16 protein-coding genes are annotated in these 21,105 nt (G+C 33.1%); 4 read left to right on the top strand and 12 right to left on the bottom strand.

Annotated elements, in window-relative coordinates; translation table 11 throughout:
- Nucleotides 1-58 precede the first annotated feature (58 nt).
- From NTX22_00350 to NTX22_00365, 4 genes are all read right to left on the bottom strand, one after another.
- Nucleotides 59-2,869, bottom strand: coding sequence for a TonB-dependent receptor (locus tag NTX22_00350; protein ID MCX6148954.1), 2,811 nt, complete (start codon nucleotides 2,867-2,869; stop codon nucleotides 59-61).
- Nucleotides 2,866-4,413, bottom strand: coding sequence for a hypothetical protein (locus tag NTX22_00355; protein ID MCX6148955.1), 1,548 nt, complete (start codon nucleotides 4,411-4,413; stop codon nucleotides 2,866-2,868). Before NTX22_00355 ends, NTX22_00350 begins: the two co-directional genes overlap by 4 nt.
- Before the next feature lie 68 nt (nucleotides 4,414-4,481).
- Nucleotides 4,482-6,614 carry a T9SS type A sorting domain-containing protein gene (locus NTX22_00360; protein ID MCX6148956.1) on the bottom strand — a complete coding sequence of 711 codons (2,133 nt, stop codon included), beginning with the start codon at nucleotides 6,612-6,614 and terminating at the stop codon, nucleotides 4,482-4,484.
- Between the two features lie 79 nt (nucleotides 6,615-6,693).
- A complete protein-coding gene (locus NTX22_00365) occupies nucleotides 6,694-8,784 on the bottom strand; it encodes a hypothetical protein (GenBank protein ID MCX6148957.1) in 2,091 nt (696 codons plus the stop codon).
- 257 nt (nucleotides 8,785-9,041) lie between these two features.
- Here NTX22_00365 and NTX22_00370 point away from each other — a divergent pair, with 257 nt between their 5' ends.
- A complete protein-coding gene (locus tag NTX22_00370) occupies nucleotides 9,042-9,902 on the top strand; it encodes an NHL repeat-containing protein (GenBank protein MCX6148958.1) in 861 nt (286 codons plus the stop codon).
- A gap of 10 nt (nucleotides 9,903-9,912) precedes the next feature.
- On the opposite strand, the gene rpmB is transcribed toward NTX22_00370, so the two are convergent.
- Nucleotides 9,913-10,107 carry a 50S ribosomal protein L28 gene (rpmB, locus tag NTX22_00375; protein ID MCX6148959.1) on the bottom strand — a complete coding sequence of 65 codons (195 nt, stop codon included), beginning with the start codon at nucleotides 10,105-10,107 and terminating at the stop codon, nucleotides 9,913-9,915.
- Nucleotides 10,108-10,170: 63 nt separating this feature from the next.
- Here rpmB and NTX22_00380 point away from each other — a divergent pair, with 63 nt between their 5' ends.
- From NTX22_00380 to NTX22_00390, 3 genes are read left to right on the top strand one after another with little or no spacing between them, the layout of a single operon-like run.
- Nucleotides 10,171-10,641, top strand: coding sequence for a DUF2085 domain-containing protein (locus NTX22_00380; protein MCX6148960.1), 471 nt, complete (start codon nucleotides 10,171-10,173; stop codon nucleotides 10,639-10,641).
- Nucleotides 10,634-11,137: a hypothetical protein gene (locus tag NTX22_00385; protein ID MCX6148961.1), complete on the top strand. Its 504-nt coding sequence runs from the start codon at nucleotides 10,634-10,636 to the stop codon at nucleotides 11,135-11,137. The genes NTX22_00380 and NTX22_00385 overlap by 8 nt, the downstream gene beginning before the upstream one ends.
- Before the next feature lie 21 nt (nucleotides 11,138-11,158).
- Nucleotides 11,159-11,461: a hypothetical protein gene (locus NTX22_00390; GenBank protein MCX6148962.1), complete on the top strand. Its 303-nt coding sequence runs from the start codon at nucleotides 11,159-11,161 to the stop codon at nucleotides 11,459-11,461.
- On the opposite strand, the gene NTX22_00395 is transcribed toward NTX22_00390, so the two are convergent.
- The 7 genes from NTX22_00395 to NTX22_00425 all read right to left on the bottom strand — a co-directional run bounded on the left by NTX22_00395 (nucleotide 11,433) and on the right by NTX22_00425 (nucleotide 21,046).
- Nucleotides 11,433-12,131, bottom strand: coding sequence for a TonB family protein (locus NTX22_00395; GenBank protein MCX6148963.1), 699 nt, complete (start codon nucleotides 12,129-12,131; stop codon nucleotides 11,433-11,435). The genes NTX22_00390 and NTX22_00395 overlap by 29 nt on opposite strands.
- A complete protein-coding gene (locus NTX22_00400; protein ID MCX6148964.1) occupies nucleotides 12,128-12,535 on the bottom strand; it encodes a biopolymer transporter ExbD in 408 nt (135 codons plus the stop codon). Before NTX22_00400 ends, NTX22_00395 begins: the two co-directional genes overlap by 4 nt.
- A gap of 2 nt (nucleotides 12,536-12,537) precedes the next feature.
- Nucleotides 12,538-13,200: a MotA/TolQ/ExbB proton channel family protein gene (locus tag NTX22_00405; protein MCX6148965.1), complete on the bottom strand. Its 663-nt coding sequence runs from the start codon at nucleotides 13,198-13,200 to the stop codon at nucleotides 12,538-12,540.
- A 27-nt stretch (nucleotides 13,201-13,227) separates the two neighbouring features.
- Nucleotides 13,228-14,715, bottom strand: a complete 1,488-nt coding sequence (locus tag NTX22_00410) for an SPOR domain-containing protein (protein ID MCX6148966.1) — start codon at nucleotides 14,713-14,715, stop codon at nucleotides 13,228-13,230.
- Nucleotides 14,716-14,989: 274 nt separating this feature from the next.
- The gene (locus NTX22_00415; protein MCX6148967.1) at nucleotides 14,990-16,582 is read right to left on the bottom strand and encodes a hypothetical protein; all 1,593 of its coding nucleotides are present in this window, start codon (nucleotides 16,580-16,582) and stop codon (nucleotides 14,990-14,992) included.
- Nucleotides 16,579-19,557 carry a tetratricopeptide repeat protein gene (locus NTX22_00420; protein MCX6148968.1) on the bottom strand — a complete coding sequence of 993 codons (2,979 nt, stop codon included), beginning with the start codon at nucleotides 19,555-19,557 and terminating at the stop codon, nucleotides 16,579-16,581. The genes NTX22_00415 and NTX22_00420 overlap by 4 nt, the downstream gene beginning before the upstream one ends.
- Nucleotide 19,558: 1 nt before the next feature.
- A complete protein-coding gene (locus NTX22_00425; GenBank protein ID MCX6148969.1) occupies nucleotides 19,559-21,046 on the bottom strand; it encodes a DUF92 domain-containing protein in 1,488 nt (495 codons plus the stop codon).
- Nucleotides 21,047-21,105: the final 59 nt, after the last annotated feature.

Here is a 21,105-nt window from a genome sequence, read left to right on the forward strand (position 1 = left end):
TTCTTCGCAACCAATTTTCTAAAGGCAAATTCGCTTTAGTAAATTGATAACTAAGGTTTTAAAATCTTACACTCATTCCTATCTTTACATTCCTTTTTGTTAGATAACGTGCCGGGTTATAAGGATATGCAGAAATAGGTGCTTGCAAATCAGGATACATAGGATCATTCCAGGAATTAGGAACTGGATCGCCGAACTCATACGCTTTACCGGTAACAGGATTTATTATAGCTGAGTTTTTAGTATCCAGCAAGTTGTTAACTTCCAGAAAAACCGAAAACTTTACACCCGCAAGTGAAAAGTATTTTTCAAAATTCACATCAAGCCAATACCAGTCATCACCAATTAAAGCATATCTATTCTTCCTGTCGGTATCATATTCAGGTCGTCCGTCACTGCCATAGGTACCAGTAAAATATGAAGCAGTATATCGTTTACCCGATTGATAGAAAAATCTAAGATAAATATTATAATCGTCAAGGATTCCACTGCCGATTCCAAAAACTGGTTCACCCTTTTCTACATAAAATGAAGTTGATAATGATCCAGTAAAGGGTTTATCCCAGGGAGTGTATTCTTCTTTTATTGATTCATCAAGATCGCCCCTGATAACTAACGCGCTTTCATCTGCAGATGAACTTTTTCCTGTGATAATTGCATATGAAAATGAAGCAACACCATTGAACCATTTGCCAACTCTTTTCCTGTATTCCAATTCCAAGCCGCGCGAACGTGCATAATCCTGGTTTGTATAAGTTACAAAACTTTGTGTTGCAAAACGGGCAGAAGTTATTTTTGCAGATCGAGTTGAGATATAATCAAAAATATCTTTATAGTATGCAGTTATTGTAAGAACATCATTCTCAGAAAATTGTGTCTTTAATCCTAATTCGTAAGCGACTGTTGTTTCAGGATTCAAATTAGGATTGCCAAATTTTTGAAAAGATGATTTAGCGGAAGTTGGATTCAACTTTGCATAAACGAACTGCGGCTTAGGCCACTTGCTAAAGTGTCCATATGAAAAGAATAAAACTTGGTTATCAGAAATGGGATGTGAAATTCCAAGTCGTGGACTCAACCTTGCTTTAAATCTTCTATTTCCAAACCACCCATAAGAATTATCTTTATACTCTTTGCGTATCTGATCCGGTATTGTAATTACATCCGGGTTATCAACTGCATCATCAACATACTTACCGGGGAACCAATAATCCATTCGCAAACCGAAATTCAAAATCATACCACTAAAGTTGATATTATCCTGTGCATAAAAAGAACCAGTAGCAGGATAAACTTTGTAATAATCATTATTCAATCCAAGCGTTCCGATCCAGGGTTTATAAATATCAAGCAACTGCATTTCTGTAATAGATAAACTGAATCCAGCTTTAAATTTATTTTTTTCATCGAAAAAGCTTGTCAGATCACCTCTAAATGATACTTCATCATAATGATGGTCGTGCCAGGTATAAGGATTTCCAACATCCCAAAAACCATCACCAGGTATAACTCCAATTGTATCCCGATTCTGATTATAATACTCTATCGGGAAATTGGTAATATCTTTAGGTTCAGCATACTCATTAAAATTCTTTCCATTTGCATCAGAGCGTAAATGCGTAAAATATTTTCCGAGCTTCAATTCATAGAAGGTTTTCTGGTTAAGTGTGTGCGTCCAAGTGATTGTATGATAAATATTATTATGAGTGTAAACGTTTGCGTTATCCAGGATATTCTGAAATTCATATTGATAACCAGGACTTGGTTCTATGTATTCAAGATTTGATTGAAGTGATTGGGAATTTTGATTTATATCCACTGACTGATTGAAAGAATAAATTAATTTCATTGTAGGCGAAATTTTGTAAGTAAGTTTGCCAAGACCAAACCAGCTATTTTCTTGCCGCGGTGAAAATCTCGATCCATTAAAAATTGATGAAACTATTCTATCAGCTGTTGTTTTATAGTAACCTTGGGTAATCCCATCGCTAAGTCCAACATAAAAACTTGTGAAAAAAGAAAGTTCACCAGGAATTTGTAATCCGAGTGCAGGTAAAACAAAACGAGTAATTGGCTCAGGTCCGCTCAAGTTAGCTTCAAGTACTTCATAATTAAAAACATGATCAGATGATTTATTCCCAAAATTATCGCGTTTATAAGAAACATAACCGCGGAAATTATCACCACCTTCTCTGGTTTTTACATTTACAATTCCAGAAGTTGCCTGACCAAACTCAGCATTAAATCCACCAGTAATAACTTCAATCTCTTCAATTGAGTTTGCACTTAACTGCAAACCGAATCCTGTTCCCGAAAGCGGATCCTGAACGGAAACACCATCAAGCAGGAAAGCATTTTCATAACTCCTGCCACCGCGGATATGTATTGCATTATCCGATTTTACAACACCTGATTGCATGGAAATAATATCGTTCACATTTTCAACCGGCGCCATCTCAATATCATCCCTGGAAATTACTTTTTTACTTTGAGTTTCTTCAACATCAACTAACGGTTTTTCCCCAATGATAATTACATCTTTATCCATCGTTAGAGCAGTTTCAGATAACTTAACATCCAGCATTTTAGTTTTATTAGCTTCTATTTTAATTCCAGTAAACTGTGTTGTTTTGTAGCCAATAAAAGAAACCTCTACGTTAAAAGTACCTTCCGAAACATTATTGATTTGGAATTTTCCATTTACATCGCTTACAGCACCGTAATAAGTTCCTTTCAAAACAACGTTAACACCAGGCAATACTTCATTGGTTCGTTCATCAATTATTTTTCCTTCAAGTTTTCCTTTTTGCTGCGCAAAAGAAATGAAAGAAACAATTACAAGCAATATGGAAATTAAATATTTCATCATGGTGTTAAACCAAAATCTTCAAAAAATACTTTTTCTAAAAGTGTTTTTACATTTGTTTGTATTGCATTAGTCTTGGAGAGCGGTAAACCAATAAAGAACAACTTTTTATCCAGACTTCTGAATCCAATAGTTTTATTCAAAGTAATTTGAGTGCTTTCTACATTATAAACTGGAATAGCACTAGAAGGAATTGGGTAAAATGTTCTTACTCTAAAAATTGTTGTGTTTGTTTTAAGAGGTGGATAATTTAAAATTGCCTCACTAACTAAAACATTGGTATTAGGAAAAAGTGAATTTGTAAAACTCTTGCCATTTGAAGTTCCCGCGGAATCAATCGGAAGAAAATTCTGAAGATCTTGCTGCTCTATTGTCTGAGGAAAGATCATTGAGAATGCAATCTTACCGCCTGCATCCATAAATTTTCTAACTGATACAGATGTTAGTGAAAGGCTTGGATTGTTATCCGTATACCAGAAAATATATTTAAACATTTTAACTGTTTCCAGGAATGTAACGCTTTCATAAGGAACTTTATTCTTAAATATATCCCAGACATCATACTTACTTTTTAAACTTCCATTATTTAATGAATCGAACATCACCCGGTAAAATGAAGGCGAATTATCAACTGTCTGATAATCATCAATAACTAACATTTTGCCAGATGGCTTTTTTACATACCAATTTTTAGGTTCCTGTGGCAAAGAAATGAATTTACTCTTTGCTCCAGAAATATCTTCTGCCTGAATATAAATTGTATTATTGCCGTTAAGTTTAATTCCAGTTAACTTTTCGGCAACAACATGACTTTCTGAACCATTGATCAAAACCTCAGCTTGAGCATCATTGTTGCTAAAATCTTTTACCCGGATCAGAATCAATCTGGTTGAACCCGGTAAGGATAAAGATTTATTTGTATCATTTACTGCAACATTAATCCTGGTAATAGTTTCATTTCCATCAATATCTTCTGCATCCCAACCAAACGTCATAACCGGAAAGGAAGTATCCGGAAGAACCGTTAAACTACTCCAGGTAATTTGCGGGGCTGAGTTTTTAATAGGAAATTTTAATTGAGCTGGTACCGGATCAATTGTACCAACATCAAAAAAAGTTTCACCGGCATCATAAGTACCATTTCCGTTTTTATCGATGAATGGTTCTGGTCCAAAATTAATTCCGTTTTGATTTACTTCCTGATCGTATACACCATTGCCGCTGTTATCCACAGAAGCAACTTTGAATGTATAGTTTGTATCGGAAGCACCAATCTGAAGTGCAAATGTGCTGTCGTTGCTTTTTGTAAATGACCAATGAACGTTATCCCAGGTAAAATAGTAACCTACAATCAAACCGTCCGGGTCATCGCCCCACCATCTTACTCTAAGTTTACTCTGCTGCTTGGAAATATCCTGATCCGGGAAAAGCGAAATAAAAGTATCTGGTGCTTTATTACCAAAAACTGAATCAGTTACTTTTTCTTTGCAGGAAAAAAAGAAAACTGTAGAAACGAATAAAAACGTAAACAGTAAAAATTTATTCATAAAATATTTTTTAAATCACACATCTTCCCCTCCGATATGGGGAGTGGAAGATAGTGAAGGCATTTTACTTATTTAATCAACATCATTTTTTTAACCAAGTTAAACGATCCAGCCTGAATTTTGTATAAATACATTCCGGTTGTTAAATCATTAGCGCTAAACATTACTTTATAACTGCCGGCATTCTGGTATGAGTTAACCAAAGATTTAACTTCCTGACCAAGCATGTTAAATATTGTAATCCTTACAAATCCAGCTTGTGGAATTGAATAAGAAATAGTAGTTGATGGATTGAAAGGATTTGGATAATTCTGCGCCAGCAAATAGCTCATTTCTTTATTTGAATTATTATCGACAGCACTTGGAACGTAGCCGGTAAAGTCATCATTCTTTCTTGGAACAAGTTTGTAATTACTGAATGATTGCCATAGAACACCAGTCATACTTGCAAATTTATCGGTTAAAAGAAGTTGAACGCTTTCTGTTTGAGCTAATGCAGCATCCCATAAATTATGGTAATAATGATTACCATCCTGTAATTCAACCCGCGTATTAATTTTGGAACTATCTGCAACTAATACTTCGCCATAGTTATAATTACCAGTAACGTTTGGTCCAGAATTACCATCAGCATTATCATCTGTTACTTCAATATTTTTATACTTGATTAAAACACCTTCCCATTTTTCTGCGCTAAGTACCCCATTTGCTTTGGCAGCAATGTCCGCAGTTGAAACTTCAACAGGTTCAGGAATTTTATCGTTTGTTGAATTTACAACTATTTGGCTGATTGAATCGATCCTGGTGTTACTGTTATTTTCAGTAACCAAACCAGATACCGTTATGTTATCACCTCTTCTTAAATTAGGTGTTTTATCTGCATCAAAAAGCCAAATTCCACTCCACGGTCCATTTCCATTTTGAATATAAACTCTTGCACCTGCTGAACCACCATCACCATTTATGTCAGAAGTATCAGCTGTAACAACTCCGCTTACTGTAACATGATAATTATTGAATCCACCATATCCACTTCCAAACGGACTATATTGAACGTCCTGAATATTCAATGATCTGTTCAACACCAAGTAAAAATAATTTCCTTTAACAGTGTCAGTTGGATTCATAGACCAATTACCTGTATTGTCATATGCTTTAACAAAGAAACTTACAAGTGAGGAATCTTTCACACCAGGAATTGTTCCTTTTAATAATGTAGAATCTGTCATTTTAGACATTGCCACACTATCATACGCACCGCCATTTACTTTGTAAAATACATATGCTTCTTTAACCCAACCATCAGGATCTTTTACTACTGCTGAAATATCAACTGGTTGATCAGGTGCAATAACATCAATATTTCGTTTCAACGTTGCAATAGACGGTGGGTAAACTGATATTTTCATATCATCAGGATAAACTGGCACCAAATAGAAACCATCCGCTCTAATCGTCATAATTCCTCTGATGTATTCTAAAACAGTACCATCAGTTGGGGGATTAAAATCTCTTAATTTGTGCACTCTGGAAGTGAAAAAGCCTGACTGATCATAAACAAAAACTCTATTCCCATTGCCATCATTTAATACAAAAGTAATACTTCCGGTACTTCTATCTGATGTAGTAACATTTTTAAATTGAACATACATTTCTTCATATTTTGTAGCATCATATTTCATTAAGCCATTTTCAACACAATCCGAAATATTTAATAAAATTGGTTCAGGTCGTTTTGGTAACTGATCAATAATATTAACCGGTATTACTGGTGCAGTAACAAGTTCAAACTGCGTGCTTTGATTGTACTGATTTACTTTTCCGGTAAACTCAACAACCTGTGCTGTATCAACAAGATCGAAAAATGTACCCTGTAATGCTGTGGAAGTATCCATTTGCAAAACATTCAAACCACCCCAGGGTTCGCCTGAAGCATCCTGAATATAAATCGACCATCGGGCACCAGCCGCAATAACTCTTCTCCGGTCAAGGGTAGGATCTACAACCGGTCTAACTATCACAACGCCTCTAACTCTTACTGTATCACCTTGTAATGGTGAATTGTAAAAATGCGGAGGGACATTGAGAAGTGAATCGGGAACGAATTGAATATCGTGAATTGTAACTAAAGGATACTCAGTTTGGGCAAAAGTACTGAGAGCCAATAGTATGATAAATAAAAATAGTAATCGTAGTTTCATTTATTCTCCTAAAAATATTTTTTTATTTTTCGCCATTTTGTTACAATCTTTTTTAAAGTGCTGTAAAAAAATGATTTTATTATTTAATTATCAAAAACTTTCCGGTTTTAATATCACCGGTTGCATTATCTTTTACAGTGAACAAATATAGACCAGTTGCAATTGCCTGGTCGTTATCGCTGATTAAATCCCATGCATGTTCTCCACCAGCCATTACCTGGTTTCCATCTTTGGCATATGTTTCAAACCAGCGTAAATCACTTCCATTACTTTTTTGGTCATGTTCTATTCTTTTAATTACATCACCGGAAAGAGTATAGATAGTAACTTCACAGGCAGCAGGCAAATTGTAAAAATAAATCTTTCTTAGTCTTTCAGAAGTACCATCCCAGTACGCATTGCCATAATAGGGATTAGGGTAAACTCCAATCTCAATATTTTTATCAGAAGTTGCTGGCGTTCCTGGTAAAACTCTTTTCGCATTTGCCAGAACACTCGATTCAAGACTGCCAAGATTATTCGTTGGATCACCTTCATCAAATGCAGTTACAGAATATGTATATTGCCAACCATTCAGGAGATTATCAATTTCAAACTTGTAGTAGAATGTATCAACGGTACCTTTTTCATTTGGTAAAATAACAGGTGCAGTTAATTTAGCATACTCAAATCCGGTATTATAACCGATTGAGTTTCCAATACTATCAAATTCTGCAACTTCAATAAACGAGTTTTGAAGATTCTGGGCAGAAGTTAAATCGTAACCGGCATTTGTTCTGTAAACTCTAAAACCTTCAAAATCTTTTTTCCCGGAGATTGGATCTACAGATGATTCTGAACGTTTATTCCAATAGATTAAAACTTTTTGATTTTCTGGTATCACTCTAACTACCGGTGGAATTGGCGGTGCTGGTAAAATGTATCTGGTAATTTTGCCATCTCCATCTAAGTCCTCCCCGTCATCAAGAATTCCGTTTCCATTTTTATCTTCACCGTTATACGCACGCAATGCCCACCCGGCATTGGAATTAAGATTTTTCTTTTGTTCCGGGGAATCGAGCGCAGGTGAATCAGGTCCAAACTTTTTTGCACAGACAATTGCAAATACAATGTTTACAGAATCACCAGGAGCAATTTGATGAACAGGTCCGGCGGAAATCATAAGAGACCGGTTACTTGGTACTTTAAGGTCAGCAGGTTTTATACCTTTTCCAAACCGGTTATTACCTCCAAAATATCCCATTAATTTTCTAAATCTATCGTTATCATTCTGAGGAGCAAAGAAGTTCAGATCAGTTGTATTTCTAAATTGCCAGCTTACAAAGCTTGCGCTATCTCCGCTAACATTTGAACCGAGGTACTGAATTCCCACATAACTATCCGTAAATCCAATATCTCCAGCCGCATCAAACTCATATGCAATCTTTAATGAATCTGCATAACCATCGCCGCCTTTACTAAAAAATGTTCCTCCGGATCGCGGTGAAGTTATATTTGTATTTCGAACAACTGCATCTGTCCATAAACCAACATAAACACTATCTATGTATTTCTTACTAACATTTTTAATCCAGTAATTCATTATTACAAAAAAATTGGCAAAGGAAAAATTCCAGGCATAGCACTCCTGATGAATGGATAGACCAAGCGGCGAATGATCAACAATCAATTCACCATTTGAAAGAGCCATATTTGTATCAACATAATCCATTACAAAATCCTGGTGAGAAATTGCATTAGGATTGAAAAACTTTGAATCAAGTAAAGAAGATCGTTCAATTACCACGCTGCCAGGATTGTTTGTAAATTCAAATCCACCGCCACGCGCAGAAACAGATGCAGCATCAACTGCCCCGGTTGTAACATAAGGACCACTTCTTCCATTTCCATCTGCATCTCTGCTGATAAAACCACCAATCCAAAGTCCACCATCAAAAATATGTTCTATACCACTTCCAAGAGGATATTCGCAAGATGGCTGATCGGGCCAAAGACTAAAGCCATGTCCGTATGTACCAAAGTTTGTAACGGTTAATCCAATGTTACCGATATTAGTGTATTTTGAATTATCGTCATCGAGAACCTTATTTAATTTTTTATCTCCATCATCAGGAAAACGAAATGCAACAAGTAAGATACAGGTTAGAATGAGCGATATTTTTGATTTCATTAAAATATGTTTATCTCGCAGTTTTATTTTTTCAGCGGAGGGAAAAATAAGGATAAAAGAACTATGTATCAACTAAAATATTAGAGATAAAATTTTGCTGTAATTACACTTGTTTTACAATAAAATCTTTTCAAAAACTCGGAGTTGCATAACCTCATTAATTCCGTAAAAAGGTTATAGAAAATCTTTTTATATTTTTAACTATATTAAAACAGTTGTTCAAAAAAAAGTTTTATTTGAAGTAATTATTGAATATTATGGCAAAAATCATTTCATTCCTACTTACCACAAGTTTTATATTTGCCCAGGGATTTATTTATAAAGGTGAGATTGGTAAATTTACTGATGCTTCTTCATTTTCCTACAGCCAATCCGGGTTCTTTTATATCGCTGATAAGAACACTAACGAAATTTTTAAAATTGATACATTAGGAAATACAATAAAATATATCGGTGGTTACGGTTGGAAAGAATCTGCTTTTGACGAACCGGTCTATATTTTTTCTACAACTCTAAATGTATATGTAACAGATAAAAACAATCATCGGATACAGATTTTTGATCGCGACTTGAACTTCATTTCCCAATTAAAGAAAAAAAATGTTGATTCTAAAGAAAACATTCCAGATACGGAAATTTTCGGTTATCCACTATGCTGTGTCCTTTCCACTATGGGAGATTTCTTTGTTCTTGACTCTGAAAACAAACGAATTTTAAAATTTGATGGTCTTGGAAATTCTCTTCTTCAATTTGGTGGATATGATGCTGGAAAATACTCGTTGTCAGATCCAGAAAACATGGCTATTAGTTCAGATAACAAAATATTCGTGTTGGATAGTGACAATTTGATAATATTCGATCAGTTTGGAAATGGATTAGCAAAAATAAAGCTTAGTGAAAATTATACCCGGATAAACATTAATTTCGATCAAATGGTATTAAATAACAAAACAAAAATTCTTTTCTCTTCCATAGATGAAAAAGGATTTGAGCTAAAAAATCCAGTGCTTATAGGATATGATTTAAATGATGAAATAGTCGATTGCTTATTGGTAGGCAAAAATTTGTTTTTGTTAACAAAAAATCAAATAATTGTATTTAAAAAAGAAAAAGGCTGAAACCAGCCTTTTATGAAACTGCTTTTATTACTTTATTGCCTTTAAGGCAACTTGTACAAACTTTCAATTTTTGTTTTCTTCCATCAACAACAGCATTAACTTTTTGTAAGTTCGGCAACCACCTTGTCTTGGTTTTATTATGCGCGTGACTTATGTTATGCCCTGTTATTGGTCCTTTACCACAAATTTCACAAACACGAGACATTGATTCTCCATTTTTTTTATTCAAATATACAACTTATTTTAGTTCTATACAAGAAATTGAAACATGACATTTAAACACAAATTCAGATCAAATATATCAATCAAATTATTTTTTTTCTTTTTAATTTCAATTTGGTGCATCGGATTTATACTTCCAATTTATTATCCTCAGCTTTACCCTGCGCTTAATTTAATTTATAGAAATGTTTGTCATCAGAATTCAGCAAAAACTATTTTCGTTGGAAAAACTCATTTGCTGGTTTGTTCACGTTGCACCGGCATTTATTTGGGTTCAATGATTTCATTATTTCTGCTTTTATTTGTTTCAAATTTTAAATTGCAGACAAAATTTTTCTTTTTGGCTTCGGTACCAATTATTCTTGATGTTTTTTCTTATTCAGTTGGCATTTATAATTATTCTTTAACAATTGCTTTTATTACTGGATTTGTTTTCGGTTCTGCAGGAATTATTTATATTTGGAGCGGCATTGAAAAATTATTAACAGAATTAAACACAAGAGACAACATTGAATAAATTTCTTCCAGCCATAGTTTGTGGATTTGCCGCAGGTGTATTGAACATTGTTCCATTTGTAAAAAATTTTACTTGTTGTTTAATAATTCCTGCTGCAGCGGTTTTTTCATTAATTCTTTATCAGAGATCAACAAAAAATTTTGATGTTTTGAAAGCTGGCAAATGTGTTGTTTTCGGTTTATTAACAGGAGTTTTTGCTGCCTTATTCGGCTCTACATTTGAAATTATAATTGTATTCGTAACCAAAACAAGCGATATTTCTTCAACTTTACCTGAAGTGGAAAAGATGATTAAAGATTTACCAGCTAGTCCCATCTGGAACGAAGTTATGAACTTGTTATATAAAATTTCTGATGAAATTAAACAAAGCGGTTTTTCCATCCTATATACTATTTCCATTTTTACCAGTAGTCTTATTGTAAATTCTATATTTGGAATGGTTGGCGGTTTAATTGGAATGCAGATTCTTAATAAGAGAATTAAAACAAAATCCTGATAATCTAATTTTGAGTAATAAATGATTTCTGCGTTTATATTTTTTGCCCATTTGATTTTTATTACATACATATTCACAAAAAAATGGCAGACAGAATCCTTATCAGCTGCATTTGTTAATGCAGCATTAATAATCATCTTATTTACGGTAGGTTGGTCTATAACGGGAATGATTGCAAAGGCTTTAATGGAAAAACAGGGATTCGGGCTTTACTTCGATCGGGATACATTCTCCCTTACTCTACTTGCTATCGGTGAATTATTTTTTTTCAGAATGTATTATGGAAAAGATGTTTCTACTTTAAGCGATACGGAAATACAATAACCGCAGTTTGGTCGAATTGTTTCTTACTAGCGGGTAAAGGTTCAAATCTCCACTGTCTCAAAGAATTGATTGCTGTGTTTTCAAGTCTGCTGTCTGATTTAATTAATGGTATTATATTTCCTACCGTTCCATCCGGTAAAATTGTAAACTTTAACTTAACATCAATTTCTTTGGAAACACCTTCTGGATATTTTGGTAACATGAAACTATAGATCTTTCTAATTCCCTTTCCTCCAAAATCAATATCATATCCAAAACCTGCTGGACCTTCACCCCCCGCCCCAATTGCCTTACTTGAAGTCTTCGATGGTTTATTTGTTTCACTATTTTTTTCAGATATATTTTCTGATTTATCCTTCTCTTTATTTTTATCTGGTTGCGTAATAACATTTTCATCTTCAGTGTTTTTTGATTTTGCCAGAACAACTTCTTTCACTTCCTGATTAATATTCTTGGTTTTTTCCGCCGTTGTTGATTCTTGAATTGGACCCAGTTCTGTCCCCTTTCCCCCGGATGGATTACCAGATCCGAAACCTCCAAAACCTAATTCCAAATATTCTCTTGGCGAATATTCAATTGATAATTTTATAAAATAGAAAAGTATTACCAAAAGAATATGGAATCCAACTGAAGCTGCGTATGAATTATTTCTAACACTAAAGTACGTCATTTCTGAACTTCTTTTTCTGTTTCAATAGTGAATTTTTCTATCCCTACACCTTTTGCCGCATCCATAATTTTTATGATTAACTCGATCTGAACAGTTTTATCTGCACGAAGAATAAGATTATTCTCTTTAGTTTGAGCTTTTAATAAACTTAATCGTGAAGAAAGTGCTTCCAAGGTTACTTCCTCTGCACCCAAAAATATTCTGCCATCAGAAGTAACCGTTGCAATCATTTTAGATGGTGCAGATTGTTCAATTGTTTTTGAGCCCGGCAATTTTACTTTTACTCCGGAGTGCATAACAAACTGCGATGTTAAAAGAAAATAAATTAGCAGTAGCATTACAATGTCAGTCAATGATGAATGACTAAATGCTGCTAACGGTTTATTTGTTACTTCAAATTTCATAATTAACCCTCAAGGTCAAGTTCAATTTCTTCATCATTTCTGTTTATTTGCATTGTTGATTCTTCAATAACATCCACAACATCCGCAGATACAAATTCCATCTGTGCTACTAATTTATTAATATTGCTTAGATAGTTATTGTAAAAGATTAACGCAATAATTCCTACAATTAATCCATAGACAGTAGTTATTAATGCTTCCCAAATGCCACCGGCAAGATCAGCAGGTGTAGCTGCTCCCTGAAGTTCCTGCAAAGTCATAAAGGCAGAAACCATTCCAGTAACTGTACCTAAAAATCCTAACATTGGTGCTACACCAGCAACAGTTGCAAGAATTGTTAAACCTTTTTCCAGTTTTGGAATTTCCTGTCTTCCAGCATTTTCAATCGCTTCTCTAACGCGCTCATGCCCAAATTTGTATTTGCGTAAACCCTTGCGGATCATATTAGCAACGGGAGTTTTTTCTTCCAAACATAGTTGAACAGCACCATCAACATCTTTCTTTTTTAGCATTCCTCTTATTTTAACCATGAATGCTGGTATGTTCATCTTTGCTCTTCTTATAACTATATATCGATCAATAATTATTGCCAAACCAATAATTGAACTAAGAAGTATTGGCCACATTATCAAACCACCTTTTAAGAACATGTCAATTAAATTCATATCATTACCTTAAAATATTGTTAGACTCTATTTAATTTTTTTATAGAACTGTTCCGTTTCTACAAGAGAAGCAAAGTCACCAACTCTTACACAATACCACGGAGATGAACCAGGATTTTTAATGGAAAGATACGCTTCATATCCAGCTTTTCTTAATTTCACTACTTCCTTTTCTGCAACAGAACGAGTCTTCCAGGATGATGCTTGAATTGTAAACCTATTTCCATCAGAATAAATAAATTCTTTAACGTGTTTTTCTTTTCCATCGTTCCGAATCATTGCCATCGCTGAATCAACTTTTGAAACAAGTTTTGTTGTGTCTTTCACTTGACTTGATGGATCTTTTGATGAGATTGAATCCTTAATAATAACTGGAGCATCATTTTTCATTTTTGGAATAATTGCGCTTTCTTTTTCATCATTTCTATTTGGATAAATAAAAAACATATAATACAAACTTGCCGTAGTTATAATTATCACTAAAGAAATTATCACCCAAAACCATTTAGATGATCTTTTTTCCTCTTCTTCAAGAGATTCAGAATATTCAGGTTTGCCAACATCAAACTTAGGTAAATCATTTACCCGTTCTTCCTTAATCGTTTCAATATTGTCATCGAATGTTGTTGTATTAAGTGTACTCTTCTTAAAGTAATCGATAGTGAATTCTTTTTTTAATTTTACATCTTCATCGTCAAATATTTCTTCCTTTTCCTCAATGTAATTTAATGTTTGTTTAAAGCCAGGTTCAACATTTTCATTATCTGCATATAATTCACTTGGAAAATCATCCTCACTTTTTTTGAATTCAAAAATTGGAGTGCTTTCCAATGAAGGAGTTATAACTTTTGAATTATCAACTACATTTTCGTTTTCAAAAGTATCTGATTGTTCCATAACAGATTCATTTCCGGAATCTACTCCAAAGTCCCAGGGCACAATTGGTAATTCAAATTTAAAATCATCCTCAAGCTCATCTTCGTCCAATTGCACCGAAGTATCAAGTAAATCTTTCTGAATTTTTAATGAAGAGTAATCGATTTTAAAATCTTTTAGATAGATAGCTTTTTCTAACAATTCATCCGTTTTTTCTTCGAAAGTTTTATGAAGCATTATATAAGATGATTGAATGAAATGTTCTTTCCTCCGTGCTCCGGCAATAGGGATAAGCGGTTTGCCAATACTGATGCTGAAAACATCATCAACTGAATTTAAGTCTTTTTCTTTTTTTCTTTGAATATTAAAAGTTATTACATCGCGGGTTCCTCTTTTATACGTTAGCGGAACACAGAGAAGTTGATAGGTTGGATTTGTGCTTGTTAAATCATTATTTGTTAAATCATTTTGATCGGTCTGAGTCAATTGAAAAATTCCAATTTCCGGAATTCTAATCGTTTCTTCAGCTTTTAGTAAATCTGCAATTTTTTGGATGAAAACATTAAATGCAATTTTGCTATCGCTTCCGGAAGCGTTAAATTTTTCTGCAAGCACATTTGTCAATTCTTGTTTTGTCATTTTATAATTAATTATAATTTTTAATGAATTTCTTTTATCTAAATCCAATAACAATATGAGATTTTTTTTTCTTGAGTACCCTAAACGTTTACCGCTTACCAACCAAGATTCAAGTTAAAAAATCTAAACGCTGAGAGCGCAAAGAATACGCAAAGTGCGCAGAGAACAATTTTTTAAATATTTCATAAGTTAATCATCAAATATCAATTGTCACAATTCAAAAAGAATTTTGGTACAATTATTCAAACTCTGTTGTCTCACGTTTAACTGTTCACTACCATGTGTAATCAATTCCAAGAATAATATCAAATGGTTTTTCTCTATAATCAGCCCAGCGATAATTTTTCTGATTAATTAAATTTGCTACTTCTGCATATCCACGAATATTATAATCGAATTCATATTCCAATCGGCATCCTAAATCAAAAAAGCCATTAACCTTTTTTAAATTAGATTCGTTTCCATAACTACCTGAAGCTAAATATAGTTTTGAATCAATTTTAAGTTTGGGTGATAATTGATAACCATAAGATAACTTTGATTTAAGTGATGGTGAATGAGGAATAAAATTTCCTGCCGCATCTTTTATATTTTCCAGGATCAAGTTACCGTAGAATACTCCGTTTGGTCCAGTGTGAAAGAGAAAATTAACAGAACTGCTTAATTTTTTTGCTCCTCTGGTATACAAATTAAATTTACCTTGCTGAACTTCATCTGTAAAATAAAGATAGTCCCTATAGTCTGTAAAACTCATTCCGGCATCAATCTCAAAGTAAGTTTCAAATTCATATTTAAGTGCAACTTTCAAATTAAGGTTTTCTTTTTGAAAAACACTTTCATCCTTTTGTGGATTAAAATACCGGTTAATTAAGAGTAAATCGGCAAGTGAAAAGAATTCTGCTTTTGGATTAAGTTCTCCATAAAAAGTAAGATTATCATTAAATTTAAGAGCCCCATATCCATATGGTGAAAAGAAGTTATTACTTCCGGCATGCGCATATGTAATTCCACCTTGGATTTTAATTACATCCGATATATTTATAACTGCAAAAGGATTTAAAAACAAGAAATTATTGATTGCCTGGCTGAGTGAATCATATTTTAATTCCTGATGTTCAAATTTAAAAATAGAAGCGATAGAAAATTCTTTTAATCCTGTTTCAAAAAATCCATCAATTGAAAAAGTGTTTTCATTCAAATTTCTGTCATTCAAATAAAATATTTTGTCATTAAGCTTAACATCAAACTTTACGTTTTCATTCATCAAATTAGAAATGGTTAAATTAAGGTTACCTAAATGAGAATTTCTATTAAAGTAAAATGTGTCTGGTGCATATAAGTTAAAAGATTCCCGTTCATAACTTCCACCAACCTTAAATTTTGCTCCTGGTAAAAACCCGGAATTATTATCAATAAAAAAAGTAGCACTCAGGTCAATTCCAGAATTAAATATCCCGGCATTTTCAATGTATTCTCTTTCATTATTCCCCCAGATTTGACAAAAGAAAAGACCACTTTGGAAAGTGTTTCCATAAGTAAATTTTAAAGTAGGAATTGTTTGCAAACCAAGCCCCATTTCAAATCTTCCTTTATATACAAGAGAGGATTCGCTAATTGCAACTTCCTGTTTTAATGGATTTGAAATTTCGGAAATTGGTAAATCTTCCGGAGAATAAGTTGGTTTAATAAAATCTTCAGAAATAATTGAAACAAATTCTGCTTTAGGTTTTGGCAAAACTGGAAGAGTAATATTCTCTATTCCAGTAATAACAAATTCTGGTAATTCAATAGATGGATCGCTTTGTTTACTTTGTTGAGCAACAAGGATAATTGGAAACATCAAAATAATAAATACATTCTTCATCATTTAAGCACTCCTAATTTTTTCTGTGCTTGTCTTCCAAATTCATCCCCTTGATGACGAGATTGAACTGTTCGGTATAATTCCTTTGCTTTCTGAAAATCATTTTTCTTTTCGTAACACTCACCAAGCAACAGATACGATTTTGTAAGCCATTCATCATAAGCAGAAAATGCGAACCGAACCCGAACTAACGCTGTTATTGCCTCATCAATTTTATTCTGTTCAAAAAGCGACTGACCATAATAAAACTGCGCCTTTGCACCAAGATCGTCATTCCTGTTCTCCGATAATTCTCTTAAAAGCAAATCAGAAGTTTCATAATTCTTTCGGGCTAATTCAATTAAAGCAATTTCATATTTTGCATTTGCTGCAAATATTGTCCCTTCGTGGTACTGAATTAAATAATTGAATTCCTCATAAGCCTTGTTAACATCACCTTTAGCAACAAGAGCCATCGCTTTGTTGTAAGCTATCTCAGCAATTTTTGGTGATTCTGGTGGTAGTTTATTGATGGCTCTTTCATAAATTTCAATTGCAGTATCATAATTTTTAAGATCAAAATAGATTTTACCCGTCTCAAGAACAGCAGAAACTCCCATCTCTGAATTTAAGCTGGAAGAAATAACTTTGTTAAAATTTAATAGTGCTTCTTCATTTTGTTTTAGATTAGAAGCGCTTTTACCAATCCAATAATAAGCATCAGGAACTAAAGAACTGTTTGGATAGAAATTGATGAAATCTTTATAAGCTAACTTGGCTTTTTCATAGTTTCTAAGACTGTAGTAAATCTCACCTTTTTTAATAACTAATTGATCAGCAAAACTTACTTTGGAATTTTCTGCAATGTAAGAATCAATTAAAGTAATTGCCTGATCTGGTTTTCCATCTGCTATGTAGGAATCTTTTATTCCATTCAGTGCATCGAAACTAAAATTGGTGTTGGGAAAATCTGACAATACTTTGTCATAAAATGTTTTTGCAGAATCATATTTACCAAGATTGAAATATGAATTTGCGATTGAGTTATATGCCACCGGGATCAAAGGCGATTTAGGATATCGTTCGATTAAAACATTGTAATTATTAATGGCATCAAAAAATTTTCCTTTCTGAAAATAAATCCAGCCAACAACATATTGGCATTCTGCCACATACTTTGAATCAGGAAATTTTTCCTGCAACCTTGTAAACTCCTGGATTGCTTCACTGCTGTTACCCGATTTAAATAATGATTGGGCATACTGATAATAAGCATAGTCATTATTTAATTTAGAATTAACTGTCCGAAAAATTTCTTTATAAACCTTACCAGCTTCCGAAAACTTTTTCTGTCCGTAATAAGAATCAGCTAAACGAAGTCTGGCATCAGCAAAATTTTTATCTTCTTTATATCTTCTTACAAAATCAGAAAAATTATACGCCGCATTGTTATAATCTTTCAGATTAAAATATGAATATCCTTTTCCAAATATTACCTGAGGTGCCAATTCTTTAGCATTATTATCAATTTGATTATAATATTTTATAGTTGCTGAAAAATCTTTATTGCTGAAGTAAGATTCAGCCAGATAAAAATTCACTTTATCTGTTTCAAATTGCGGAGATTTTGATTTTAAAAGATTTAATTGAGTAATTGCTTCTGAGTATTGATTAAGATAGTATAGAGATACACCAAGACCAAGTAAAGTACGATTCCTGAGTTCAGAAGGAAGTTCTTCTAAAGTTAAGGCTTCTTCAAAATTATCCTTTGCTTTGTTAAATTGATTTTGATTCAACTTCAATTCACCAAGCAAAGTTAACGCTTTTGCTCGAACAGAATTATCAGATGAATTCAACGCTTCAAGCAATTTGTCTTCAGAAATTTGTTTTTTCTTATCGAAGTTAGTAATTCCCATCTGAAGCTGAACCTTTGGAACGAGCGGGCTATTGGGATACTTTTCAAGGAATTCGTCATAAATCAAATTAGCTTCAGCTTCTTTTCCTTCATACCGTTTACTTTCAGCTGACCAGAAAAAAGAATTTATAGCGATTGTATCTTTGCCGCCTTTACCAAGCAGATTAAAAACTTTGTAAGCTTCTTCATATTTCTGTTGCTGAAAATAAGACCAGGCTAAACCATATCTTACCTGACGAATTATGGATGAAGCTGGGTTTTTATTTATAACTTCCAAAAAAGTTTTTTCAGCATCAGGATATTCTTTCAATCTGTAAAAAGAATGAGCCAGAATAAATTTTGCCTCAGTTAATTGTTTTGCAGGTAGCTCAGATATCAATGGATCAGTTAATTCGATAACAGCATTATCATACTCTTTTAATTTGAAATAGCAAACACCGATTCTAACCTGGGCATCCGGTGCAAGCCGGCTGGTTTTATAATAGGCAAGTAGTGTATCGTAATACGCAACTGCTTTTTTGAAGTCGGCAATTTTTTCATAGACATTTGCCAATGAATAAATACTATAATCAACATACTTATTTTCTTTTTTTGAAGAAATTGCATCTTCAAGAAACTGGATTGCACCTTGATTATTGTTTTCTGCGGAATATGATTCACCGATAAAATAATATGAGGAGCCGATAAATTCGCTTTCAGGGTATTCTTTTATCAATGTTTCAAGACGCTGCCGGCATAAAGAATAATTATTTTGCTGGAAATACAAATTACCTAATTTGTAGAGCGCTTTATTTCTAAAGTTTGACCAAGTAAACTTGTTAATAAAAAATTCAAAAGATGAAATTGAAGCATCAACCTTTTCTAATTTTAATAGACATTCTGCCAAATAATAATATGCAGTTGCAGAAAATTCATCTTTAATTGAATATAATTTTCCAAACTCATCAAAAAGTTTAGAAGCCAAAACGTAATCGTTCCTGTTGAAGGCATCCATTGCCTCGTTGTACTTTTGAGGAACTTCCTGAGCAAATGTACACAGCGATAAGAAAACGAATAATATTGAAAGATAAATTTTTTGAATCATTTTATAATAAATAATCTTTGAATAAAATTATGAAAACTCCACCAGCTATTCCAGCAGCAAGATTAACCAAATCGTTGTTCAACCAATTGTATCCGCGTTTATGAAAAGTATTTTTTTCGCAATGAATAATTTTTTCAGTAATCTTTCCGCATACCTTGCATTCAAATTGTGCTTGAATAGTTGCACCAAGAAAACTGTCGAACAAACTTCCAAAAATTCCAGCCAGGACTACAAATAAAAAATAATATACAAAATTAAACTTTATCCACACGATTGCTGAACAAGCAATAACCAATGCTCCCGCAACGCCGCCAAAAGTACCAATAAAAGATATTCCACCTGAAACACCCTGCTCAATTGGTTCAAGATTTAAAATGTTATACGTTTTTGTTTTATACAATGTTCCAATTTCTGTAGCCCAGGTATCTGCACAAACTGCCGCCAAAGATGAAATATAAATGAAATAAAATAATTCATTTGGATAAATTAAATTCAGGATTACTAATAATCCACCTATACCACCATTAGCTGCAACTTGTATATGATCCCGAACTCCTGATTTTTCAAAATAGGTTTCAACATTTTCATTCACTTTCTTTCTTACTTTGGAAAGAACACTAGAAAGGATAAAGAAAGCCATAATTGGAATGCTCCATTTCCATCCACCAAATCCAAATATAAACGCAGCAAGAAGAAAAGTTGCCATAGAGCCGCTCAGCGTTAAAAATTTTACTCGATAAGAAACAACCGCTACAATCAAAGATAGAAATGCTCCAAAAATAAAATTGAAAAGCAGTTGATTATTTGGATTGCCGAGCAATATATAAACTAGAAATGCAGCAGCTAAAGGAATGATAAAATTATCAAATCCGAAAGATGAAATGGTTTTGAAACCAGTGAGAATTACAGAAATAATAACTGCTGAAAGAAGGAGATAAGTATTTAACTCAAGCTTCATTCCTGTTATTTCGGAGTATATTGAAGATGAAAAAGAAATTATGATTAAAACAGAAGTAATGAAGAAAGTTAAAGAACCGATAATTGATTTTTTATCCGAAGTTATTTGAAAAAAAGATTTAGCCAATCTATTACCAGCAAATGTTGAAAAGAAATTAGAAAAACTAAAAATCAAAAATGAGGAAGTAATAATCCAAGGAGAGTGCTGAAAAAATAAAATTGCCAGAATCAAAAAAGAAAGTGAAAAGAAAAATAATCCCCAGCTTTTCTTTTCTGAATTATCTAAAGCGGATAAATAATTTTTATAAACCAAAACAAATGTAATTATTGTAATGGAAAAGGCAATTAAAACAATCAGCAAATAATTTCTAAAAAGAAGTGGTATGAAGGCAGCACAAATTCCAGTGAGTATTTGAAGAAGCTTTCCAGATAATGTGTTTTCTATATTTTTTTTTCTTGAGAGATTCTCAGACAATATTGCAAAAGAGGAGATTATTCCAATAAATGAAAAAAGTGATATGTATTCTAACAAACTCAGCTTAATTTTTTATTCAAATATATGCCTTTGCAATAATTAAAGTCAAGAAAACG

Source organism: Ignavibacteriales bacterium (assembly GCA_026390815.1).
Classification (GTDB): Bacteria; Bacteroidota; Ignavibacteria; order Ignavibacteriales; family SURF-24; genus JAPLFH01.

Coding starts and splice junctions, on each gene's coding strand:
- NTX22_00350 (MCX6148954.1), bottom strand. CDS start 2,869: ATGATGAAATATTTAATTTCCATATTGCTTGTAATTGTTTCTTTCATT.
- NTX22_00355 (MCX6148955.1), bottom strand. CDS start 4,413: ATGAATAAATTTTTACTGTTTACGTTTTTATTCGTTTCTACAGTTTTC.
- NTX22_00360 (MCX6148956.1), bottom strand. CDS start 6,614: ATGAAACTACGATTACTATTTTTATTTATCATACTATTGGCTCTCAGT.
- NTX22_00365 (MCX6148957.1), bottom strand. CDS start 8,784: ATGAAATCAAAAATATCGCTCATTCTAACCTGTATCTTACTTGTTGCA.
- NTX22_00370 (MCX6148958.1), top strand. CDS start 9,042: ATGGCAAAAATCATTTCATTCCTACTTACCACAAGTTTTATATTTGCC.
- rpmB (MCX6148959.1), bottom strand. CDS start 10,107: ATGTCTCGTGTTTGTGAAATTTGTGGTAAAGGACCAATAACAGGGCAT.
- NTX22_00380 (MCX6148960.1), top strand. CDS start 10,171: ATGACATTTAAACACAAATTCAGATCAAATATATCAATCAAATTATTT.
- NTX22_00390 (MCX6148962.1), top strand. CDS start 11,159: ATGATTTCTGCGTTTATATTTTTTGCCCATTTGATTTTTATTACATAC.
- NTX22_00395 (MCX6148963.1), bottom strand. CDS start 12,131: ATGACGTACTTTAGTGTTAGAAATAATTCATACGCAGCTTCAGTTGGA.
- NTX22_00400 (MCX6148964.1), bottom strand. CDS start 12,535: ATGAAATTTGAAGTAACAAATAAACCGTTAGCAGCATTTAGTCATTCA.
- NTX22_00405 (MCX6148965.1), bottom strand. CDS start 13,200: ATGAATTTAATTGACATGTTCTTAAAAGGTGGTTTGATAATGTGGCCA.
- NTX22_00410 (MCX6148966.1), bottom strand. CDS start 14,715: ATGACAAAACAAGAATTGACAAATGTGCTTGCAGAAAAATTTAACGCT.
- NTX22_00415 (MCX6148967.1), bottom strand. CDS start 16,582: ATGATGAAGAATGTATTTATTATTTTGATGTTTCCAATTATCCTTGTT.
- NTX22_00420 (MCX6148968.1), bottom strand. CDS start 19,557: ATGATTCAAAAAATTTATCTTTCAATATTATTCGTTTTCTTATCGCTG.